Origin of the sequence: Vibrio eleionomae, from assembly GCF_009874545.1 — a bacterium.
Taxonomy (GTDB): domain Bacteria; phylum Pseudomonadota; class Gammaproteobacteria; order Enterobacterales; family Vibrionaceae; genus Vibrio; species Vibrio nitrifigilis.
On sequence record NZ_WEKT01000090.1, the window covers coordinates 1 to 9334 of the forward strand.

Annotated in this window: 8 protein-coding genes and 1 pseudogene; 3 read left to right on the plus strand and 6 right to left on the minus strand. The window is 40.2% G+C overall.

Translation table 11 applies throughout. The annotated features are described in order from the left end of the window. Nucleotides 1-118, plus strand: a 118-nt coding sequence (locus F9817_RS22965) for an IS3 family transposase (protein ID WP_161157371.1), incomplete at its 5' end; no start/stop codon positions are given. A 325-nt stretch (nucleotides 119-443) separates the two neighbouring features. On the opposite strand, the gene F9817_RS22970 is transcribed toward F9817_RS22965, so the two are convergent. The 6 genes from F9817_RS22970 to rfaD all read right to left on the minus strand — a co-directional run bounded on the left by F9817_RS22970 (nucleotide 444) and on the right by rfaD (nucleotide 7440). Next, nucleotides 444-1619 (minus strand): glycosyltransferase, encoded by a 1176-nt coding sequence (locus F9817_RS22970; protein WP_161158541.1) that lies wholly within the window; start codon nucleotides 1617-1619, stop codon nucleotides 444-446. Nucleotide 1620: 1 nt separating this feature from the next. Continuing rightward, complete coding sequence (locus F9817_RS22975) at nucleotides 1621-2961, minus strand: O-antigen ligase family protein (protein WP_161158542.1); 1341 nt, start codon at nucleotides 2959-2961, stop codon at nucleotides 1621-1623. Nucleotides 2962-3015: 54 nt separating this feature from the next. Further along, nucleotides 3016-4059: a lipopolysaccharide heptosyltransferase II gene (gene waaF, locus F9817_RS22980; RefSeq protein WP_161158543.1), complete on the minus strand. Its 1044-nt coding sequence runs from the start codon at nucleotides 4057-4059 to the stop codon at nucleotides 3016-3018. After that, nucleotides 4060-5058 (minus strand): lauroyl-Kdo(2)-lipid IV(A) myristoyltransferase, encoded by a 999-nt coding sequence (gene lpxM, locus F9817_RS22985; protein WP_161158544.1) that lies wholly within the window; start codon nucleotides 5056-5058, stop codon nucleotides 4060-4062. It abuts the gene before it with no gap. A 228-nt stretch (nucleotides 5059-5286) separates the two neighbouring features. Beyond that, nucleotides 5287-6453 (minus strand): nucleotide sugar dehydrogenase, encoded by a 1167-nt coding sequence (locus F9817_RS22990; protein ID WP_161158545.1) that lies wholly within the window; start codon nucleotides 6451-6453, stop codon nucleotides 5287-5289. Between the two features lie 45 nt (nucleotides 6454-6498). Next, a complete protein-coding gene (rfaD, locus tag F9817_RS22995) occupies nucleotides 6499-7440 on the minus strand; it encodes an ADP-glyceromanno-heptose 6-epimerase (RefSeq protein WP_161158546.1) in 942 nt (313 codons plus the stop codon). A 331-nt stretch (nucleotides 7441-7771) separates the two neighbouring features. Between rfaD and manA the strand changes: the two genes are divergently transcribed. Next, nucleotides 7772-8971 carry a mannose-6-phosphate isomerase, class I gene (gene manA / locus F9817_RS23000; protein WP_237476331.1) on the plus strand — a complete coding sequence of 400 codons (1200 nt, stop codon included), beginning with the start codon at nucleotides 7772-7774 and terminating at the stop codon, nucleotides 8969-8971. Between the two features lie 140 nt (nucleotides 8972-9111). Further along, nucleotides 9112-9189 (plus strand): annotated as a pseudogene (locus F9817_RS23005) (sugar phosphate nucleotidyltransferase); the annotation flags it as partial. Nucleotides 9190-9334 lie beyond the last annotated feature (145 nt).

Below are 9334 nucleotides of genomic sequence, written 5' to 3' on the forward strand. Positions count from 1 at the left end.
AGACCAGATGCGTCAAACGATCTTCGAGTACATAGAGGTTGATTATAATCGGACAAGAAGGCACAGTGCTCTTGGGTATCTAAGCCCTGTTAACTTTGAACAGCAAAATGTCGCTTAATGAAGTGTCCAGTCTGGCTGGAGCAGATCACTTTCCAAGCCATAGTTAGTCCTCCTAACTATGAGTTTTAACTTATGTAAACGAAGTCTCCAGATCATTTTGTAAAGTATGTCCCCGGTTTGTACACCCCCTCTAACTCCCCCTAGAAGGGGGAGAACCAGATCGAGCTTGGAATTTATTGACCACTATAGATGTGTTTGGCCTGTTGGTTCATTGAACGTTGAAATATTCGCGATCGTTGGACCAGCTCCCTCCCCTTGGGGAGGGTTGGGGAGGGGGATATCAGCGAGTCCGTGGGTGAGGGAATTGATAAACGTTCTGAGTATTATTTTGCTGCGTACGTTTTGACAAAGGTATCAACAATATTCTTCCCATCAAATTGAGCAAGCGATAGCTCAACATCACGTTGATAACTTTCCGTTTTTGGCGTATTCATCGCAGATAGGATTTTATCTGCCAGTGCTTCAGGAGTCATGTCAGATAAATAATGACTTAATTCACCGCGCATAATGTGAGGAACACCGCCTGGGCAATTTGTCGCTGCAATAGGGGCACCACAAGCAAGAGCCTCTATTAGCACCATCCCTAAACCTTCCGACTTAGAACTCAACACAAACACATCGGCGTGACGAAACCAAGGGTAAGAGGGCGTTTGTAGCCCTTTAAAACTAACTCTCTCGGTTAAGCCAAGTTCTTGCACAAGCGCTTCTAGCGAAGAGCGTTCTTTCCCTTCCCCAACAATAACAAGATCCTGCTCGATTTGCTGTGTTTCAACTAAGTGATGGTATGCACGAATAAGTAAAGGAAAGTTTTTAACTGGATTGAGTCTGCCCAACCCAAGAATATAAGGTTTTGAATGCAATACATCGCGGCCAGCATCAGGATATTGGGCGATATAGTCAAACTCAACAGGGTTGCTAATCAGAGTGGCATCTTTAGGTCGAATATCGTAACGCTGCACCATCTCTTGGAAGTTATCCATGACGCCGTTAGAGATACACACCATATGGCGATTACCATATAACTGATTAAATGCCCAACGAGAGAGCTTTCCGTAATGTTCTTGCGGTTGAACACTTTCACAGGCAAACACAAAGCGAGGATCCGCCAAAGGCCAAATATGCTCAAAAGTACCATGACCACGAAAAACAATCAGATCAAACGGCTGACCTGATTCTTGCTCTAGGGCAGTTAATCTTTTTTTGAAGGCCTGCGCTTCAGCATAAGCAAAGAACAGTGGGAAGGTTTTACGTAATAGCACGTTAGATAAACGGCAAGCACCAAACCAAAGTGCTCCCACACCTGTTTTGAATACGTCTTTCTTCAGATCAAACAGATGTACGGGAATCTCTGGGTCATAGGGTTTTAATTCAACTTTACGATTTTTTAAATAGATTAAATCGGTTTGGTGCCCTTGCGATTGAAAAGCATCTGCCAAATTAACCGCAACTCGCTCCATCCCGCCGACTTTCAAGGTATTAACAACAACTGCGACTTTCATTTTACAGCTCAGTCTGTTCAGAACGTTCCAATGAGGATGTCAAATAGAAGGTATAGATACAACCAAAAATAATAGTATGTGTGTATACACCATAAGTTCTGGAGCTGAATGTCTCAAAGCAGTTAATCACAAGCCAAAAGGTGAGATAAATCAATGCAAAAACAGTGAATGATTTCAACTCAGGCTTTTCTTTCATCGCCAAAAATATTGAGCGAACCCACCAATAGTAGAGGCTATAAATAGCGATTAAGCCAACAATTCCATATGCAACTAACGTTTCTATATGGAAGTTATGTAAATGGCCAAATCGTTCTTTTAGTTCTTCAGAAAATTTATCCGACTGCTTGATAACTTGTTTTATCGCTTCATCACTGTTACCTAAAATAGGATGTGCACTAATCCACTTAGAAGCGTCGATCCAAGAATTAAAACGAATACCTACACTTGTCATTGGAATATGTTGCCAGTCGCCTCTCAAAATCGTCTCCATCACGGAGTTTTCTTTGTTAAGTCGCTTTTCAACAATGGATGAAGTGCTAAACAGTCCACCCATTATTGCAATAATCAGATAAAAGCCTAACAGCTTTTTCCCTCTATAATGCGGATTTACAACGGCTAATGCGATTGGAAGTATGGCTAAGGCAGCGGCCATGCCTAGCCAAGCTTGGCGAGCTTGAGAAACAATAAATAGCCAAGTCAAAATAGAAAAACCGAGTATGGAAAGGACTGATTTTAGGACTTTTAAGTGTTGTGATTTTATCGACCAATATAGACATAAAGCACAGATCAGCATGCCAACACCGGCAAACATGGCTGTAAATTGGGCATTTTTGATACTGAAGTCAGCACGCTGGCCTACCATTGCTCTGGCAAGTTGTTGCTGAAAATCAGGCGCGACCAAAGCACCAATAGCAACGCCTAAGGTGAAAATGACCATTAGCCATTTAACTGCTTTTGGTGAGCCTTTGAGCCAATAAGCGACAAAAATGAAGCTAAAGAGCTTAGATAAGCGGTCTAGACTAGGAGAGTCTTTTACAAAATCAGGGTGATAATGCAGGCCGTTTAGCCAGCTCATCACTTGTATGATGAGCACTGCACCAAGCAGCTTTACCATCGGGTCTTTATATAAACGATGTCTTTTTAGCCATAAAAGTGGGATAGATAGCACCATAAAAACAGTATTTAAAACTCGACCTGCATCTTCAAAACCCACAGTGATCAATGTGGTTAATAGCAATAAGGCCAGCATAAACATCCCCATTTTAGGGCCATCATAAAACTGAACAAATTTATTGGGACTACTGGTTGTTACTGCGTTATTCATTGTTGTTGTGTATTCCATTGCCTAACCATAAATAAATGTTGAACTTAATCAGCTATAAAGCGACATCTTGTTCTATAAATAATTATTTGATTTTAATATTGATATTACTTTATCACTGTCTAATTCTTTTAAACATTTCAAATGGCCTAATGGACATTCACGTTTAAAACAAGGGCGACATTCAATATCCGTATGTACAATATGAACTTTGTCTGAAAGCGGTGGCGTGTAATCAGGAGATGTTGAACCGTAGATACCAATCACTTCACAACCCACTGCTGCTGCAACGTGCATCAGTCCAGAATCATTACTGACCACGGTTTGACAAGCCCCCAATAAATCCACCGCTTCAATCAGAGATGTTTCACCGGCTATAACATGTAATTCCGTCTTTTGCCTATCACTAATTTGAGCTTTAATGGCTTCGCAAATCGGTTTATCTTTTCCTGAACCGAATAACCAAACCTGATATCCATTATCGGCAGCGTATTGAGCCACTTGAGCGTATTTCTCCGCTGGCCACTGTTTCGCCGGGCCAAACTCAGCACCGGGACAAAGCCCTAAAATAGGTTTGTCAGATGACAGGTCAAACTTTTCTAATGTGGCTTGCTGCAGTACTTTATCAACAACCAATTTAGGCACTGGTAATGTATCTAATCCGCCCAATGAGGCAGAATTCACCATTTCTTTTTTAGGGTGAGCAAGAGCGACTAAACGTTCAACCATATACTGGAAGTCATTGCGGTTAGGGCGAATATCATTGAGAAGACCATAACGCATTTCTCCTTTCCACCCCACCCGTTTAGGAATTTTGGCAAAGAAAGGAACAAGTGCAGATTTCGCAGAACGAGGTAAAACATAAGCGCGGTCGTATTGCTCTGAAATTAAACTTCGACCGAGATGGAAGCGAGTTTTTAAATCAAAACTACCATGACCAAGAGGCATCTCGATGGCGCGGCGAACCTGAGGCATGCGCTCAAGAATGGGTTTACACCAGCCGGGAGCTAATACATCAATCTGAATGTCAGGCTCCTGTTCCTTTAGTCGTTGGTATAACGACTGCGACATTACCATATCACCGACCCAAGAAGGGCCGATTACTAACACTTTACTCATTCACTTACCGCTTTGTTGTTTTTCTGCAAGTTGTCGTTTGGCTTGCTTATAAACGTTATCGCCATCTGGTTGTGTCTTTAACAGACGTAGCGTCCACATATATTGCTCTGGATTAGTTGAGACTGCACGCTCGATAAATTGGTTCATTTCTCGTGCATCCTCCTCCTCTGTTTCATGAGGGAAATTCTCAAAAGCTGGATAAATATCGACAGTATATCGTCCTGTTTTGGCATCTATCATAGCGAAAACAGGCACAATTGCCGCGCGTGATACTTTGGTCAGTTTGCCCAATCCTTTTAATGTTGCTTTAGTCGTGGCAAAAAAATCGACGAAAACACTCGCCTCGGCGCCATGATCTTGATCGGGAAGGTAATAGCCTAAATATCCATCGCGCACAGATTTAATAAACGGCTTCACACCATCGCTACGTTCATGCACTTTACCGCCATACTGAACACGTTGTCGGTGCATCAACCAATCTAACACTTCGTTCTTCTGTTTTTTGGCCATTGCTGCCACGGGTAAGTCCATTGAGGCCAATAAAATAGCAGGGATATCAATAGTCCAGGAGTGGGGAACGAGTAGAATAATATTTCTACCCTGCTCTTGAAGTTGAGTGACATGTTCGATCCCACGTATATCACATTGATTTTGTAGCCAGTGGCGATTTCGTAAGGTAAGTAGACCAAATCCGGTCAGGAAAACACCGGAGGTTACCAAGGTATGATGCAAAATAGTTTCACGCTCTTGCTCAGATTTTTCTGGAAAGCACGCTTTAAGGTTTGCTCGAGCATTGAGCATGGTCCCTTTTTGCTTTTTGATCATTCTGTTAGCGATTTTCACTGATAACCAGTAGCGAAATCGGTGTGGTAATAAAGAAAAGGGAATCCAAACGAGTAAAAGTAGCCAAGTTCCCCAATATTTTGGAGTAAAAAAATGCCAAGAGAGGCGAGGATTATAGGCTTTTGGATCGTAATCGTTGCGAGATGGAGACGACATGTAATTCTCGAATCTTGGGAAATAAAACAGCTAATTTAGATGCGTAGTATAGCAGCGAACTGTTTCGAGGGAAGAGAAGCCGCTTAAAGATGAGGCAATTTTTAATAAAATTGAATGGATATTCTTCTGTATATCAGTTCATTATCTTTAATAAATGATAATGATAGTCAGCTTCAATTAAGATTCGCTCCCTAACTAAGGGAGCGAATAAGATTGAGCGAGCATAGATTAGTCATTACCAAACAAATCGCGGGTGTAAACTTTATCTTTTACATCGGCAAGTTCTTCAGCCATACGGTTAGACACAATCACATCAGCTTCTTGTTTAAATGCGTTCAGGTCAGTGACATTACGTGAGTTAAAGAAGTGTGATTCTTTAAGTACAGGTTCGTAAATAATAACTTCAAGCCCTTTTGCTTTCAGACGTTTCATAATGCCTTGAATTGAAGATGCTCGGAAATTGTCAGAACCAGATTTCATGATCAAACGATAAATACCGACGACCTTCGGATTGCGCTTCAAGATACTGTCAGCAATAAAGTCCTTACGAGTACGGTTAGCATCAACGATCGCATTAATGATGTTATTCGGTACATCATGGTAGTTGGCTAAAAGCTGCTTGGTATCTTTTGGTAGGCAGTAACCGCCGTAACCAAATGAAGGGTTATTGTAGTGAGTACCGATACGAGGATCTAAGCCAACTCCTTCAATAATTTGACGAGCATTTAAGCCGTGTACTTCTGCATAAGAATCCAGTTCATTAAAGTAAGCCACGCGCATTGCAAGGTAAGTATTGGAAAAGAGTTTAACTGCTTCTGCTTCTGTTGAATTAGTAAAGATAACGGCGATATCTTCTTTTTCAGCACCTTCAACGAGTAAATCAGCAAAGCGTTTAGCGCGGTCACTCTGTTCACCTAAAATGATACGAGATGGGTACAAGTTATCGTACAGTGCTTTACCTTCACGTAAAAACTCAGGAGAGAACATGATATTTTCACAATTGAATTCTTCTTTAATTTTTGCAGTGTAACCAACAGGTACTGTTGATTTGATAATCATAGTGGCTGATGGATTAATCGCCATTACATCTTTGATCACTGCTTCAACTGATGAAGTATTAAAGTAATGAGTCTCAGGATCGTAATCAGTTGGAGTGGCTATCACGACAAAATCGGCGCCTTCATAAGCCAAATGTTTATCCATAGTAGCGGTGAAATTAAGCTCTTTTGTTGCTAAAAAACGCTCGATTTCAGTATCCACAATGGGTGATTGCTTCTGATTAAGCATCGCTACTTTTTCTTCAATGATATCTAAAGCAACCACTTCATGGTGCTGTGAGAGAAGCATCGCGTTAGACAGGCCAACATAACCCGTACCAGCTACTGCAATTTTCATAGTTTAAGCCTTGTAATAAATGAATAAATCTTAAAACGTACTAACCTAGCCGTTAATAATCTGCATATATTGTGCAACGCCTTCTGCTACAGTTTTAAACTGCACATCACAACCGGCATTACGCAGCTTAGTTAGATCCGCTTGAGTAAATTCTTGATATGCCCCTTTTAAATGCTCTGGGAACGGAATCGTTTCAATTGTTCCGCGACCATGGTGCTTAATAACAGCGTTTGCAACTTCTTCGAAAGACTCTGCATTACCTGTACCGCAGTTATAAATACCTGATACACCATGTTCCATAAACCATAAGTTCACCGCAGCCACATCCCCTACGTAAACAAAATCACGTCTAAAATGTTCACTGCCTTCAAATAATTTTGGATTTTCACCAGCATTCATCTGGTTGTTTAGATGAAATGCCACCGATGCCATAGATCCTTTATGTTGTTCACGAGGGCCATAAACATTGAAATAACGAAACCCGGTAATTTGGGATAACGTTTCGCCATGTTCTTGAGCATCTTTCCATAGTAAACGGACATAATTGTCAAATTGTTGTTTGGAATAACCGTAGACGTTGAGTGCACCTTCGTAATCGGGTTCTTCGATAAAGGTTTGTGTTTCACCATAAGTGGCAGCTGAGGATGCATAGAGAAATGGAATATCGCGATCTAAGCAGTAGTGCAGTAATTCTTTAGAGTACTCATAGTTATTGAGCATAATGTATTTCCCATCCCACTCAGTGGTAGCAGAGCACGCACCTTCATGGAATACGGCCTCGATCGGACCGAAATCGTCACCCGCCATGATTTGAGTAAGGAAATCGTCACGATCCATATAGTCGGCAATTTTTAAATCGACGAGATTTTTAAATTTACGACCATTTTTGAGGTGATCAACAACTAAGATATCTTCGATGCCGCGATCATTCAGAGCCTTTATGATGTTGCTACCAATCATACCGGCGCCGCCTGTTACAATAATCATGTATTTGTTCCTTAGTCAATAACTTATAGCAATTCCCCTCATTATAAAGGGTAATCATTAGCCTGTAATCACAAAATTGATCACATTCCTGAGTAAAAATCGCGCAACTCACTGTTCTGTACTAGCTTTTTAAAGGTAGTACTACTTTTTAATTATCGTAACGTGAAATTGAAGACAGAAACATGGCTTGTAGGAGCTTGACCTAAGGGCGGTAGCTTTGTCTAACGTTAGGGAGAAGCCACTTGACTAAGTTACATGTACGTTTTGTCATTTCTCTAATGATTTCCTAATCATCTTTATTTATATGATGTCTTAATTGGTAGTCAGAGCTATGAATGATAACAATGCATCAGTATTCTTTAAAATGAAGAATGTAATTCAGCATTATCCTTGGGGGAGTACTACATCTTTCACTCAACTATTTGGTTATAAGAATTCAATAAATCAACCGCAAGCAGAAATTTGGATGGGGACTCACCCTAATGGTTGTTCTCAAATTGTAGCAAATGAAGAAATGTATCTATTGTCCGATTTTATTAACTTAAACCGTACAGGGGTCTTATCAGAAAGTATTGCTGCTAAGTTTCGCGGATTACCGTATTTGCTTAAAGTTTTAGCCGCAGATAAGCCGCTGTCTATCCAAGTGCACCCGAGTAAAGTTCAGGCTAAAGAGGGATTCGAGAAAGAAGATCAAATGAGTATTCCTCGGAAAGCCGCTAATCGGAATTACAAGGATCCAAATCATAAACCTGAGCTGGTATATGCTTTGACTCCTTATCATGCCATGAATGGGTTCCGAAAGTATTCAACTATTCTTTCATTGTTTAGAAAGGTTGGCGTTTCTGCGATTGAAAATTTGGTATTTGCGTTGGAAGAGTCTGCAAATGCAGATGGATTAGAAACCTTTTTTAGGTCAATTCTTTCATTGGATGGGCCAGTGAAAAATAAGGCAATAAACCAACTTTTGAACTATGCAGAAAACAATAAACATGATGAGTTGTTCACCCTGATCATCGAATTATCGGAGCAATATCCTGGTGATATCGGTTTGTTCAGCCCTTTAATGTTGAATGTATTAACACTTCAGCCAAGAGAAGCTATGTATTTAGATGCCTGCACACCTCATGCGTATTTAAAAGGTACTGCACTTGAGATTATGGCTAATTCTGACAACGTATTACGCTCCGCTCTTACGCCTAAACATATTGATATAGAAGAAGTTGTTAGATGTACTCATTTTGAAGAAAAATCTCAAAATGCACTTTTGACTCAACCGAAAGAGCATAATGGAGGGTTATTGTTTCCAGTACCTGTAGATGATTTTAATTTTGCTATATTTGAAAGTGTTAATAATATTTCTTTATCAACTCAAAGTGCGGAAATTCTTTTTGCTATTGATTCCTATATGACATTAACTCACGAAAGTGGTGAAAGTATTACAGTTAATAAAGGAGAATCTGTATTTATACCGGCATATGCCAATAAATATCTACTTTCATCTAAAGGGAGAGTCGCTCGCGCATATAATTGATATCAAAATACTTGGCTTAAGCATGCTGGTTCTTCGTTAATAAAATAATTATGGCTAAAAATATTAGATATTAAAAAGAAAGCCAGTGAAAAGAAGCGACTTATGATTTTAGTTATTTACTAGAAGAGAATAAACCGAATATGTTTATACCTATAATTATGGCCGGCGGTTCTGGTTCTCGCCTATGGCCTTTATCTAGAAAGGCATTTCCAAAGCAGGGCAAACGCATGAAACCCCTTGGTTTTAAAGGCCTGTAGAAAAGGTTATTTTTGAAGAGTCGCTCAGTTTACCATCATCAAATAAACCTTAACTCACAATAAGTTAATTGATCATGATGATCAACAAGTTCCTTATTATGACTTT

Excerpts from the sequence above, each read along its gene's own strand:
- waaF (WP_161158543.1), bottom strand. The coding sequence starts at position 4,059 with ATGAGTAAAGTGTTAGTAATCGGCCCTTCTTGGGTCGGTGATATGGTA.
- lpxM (WP_161158544.1), bottom strand. The coding sequence starts at position 5,058 with ATGTCGTCTCCATCTCGCAACGATTACGATCCAAAAGCCTATAATCCT.
- rfaD (WP_161158546.1), bottom strand. The coding sequence starts at position 7,440 with ATGATTATTGTAACAGGCGGCGCCGGTATGATTGGTAGCAACATCATA.
- manA (WP_237476331.1), top strand. The coding sequence starts at position 7,772 with ATGAATGATAACAATGCATCAGTATTCTTTAAAATGAAGAATGTAATT.
- F9817_RS22990 (WP_161158545.1), bottom strand. The coding sequence starts at position 6,453 with ATGAAAATTGCAGTAGCTGGTACGGGTTATGTTGGCCTGTCTAACGCG.
- F9817_RS22970 (WP_161158541.1), bottom strand. The coding sequence starts at position 1,619 with ATGAAAGTCGCAGTTGTTGTTAATACCTTGAAAGTCGGCGGGATGGAG.
- F9817_RS22975 (WP_161158542.1), bottom strand. The coding sequence starts at position 2,961 with ATGGAATACACAACAACAATGAATAACGCAGTAACAACCAGTAGTCCC.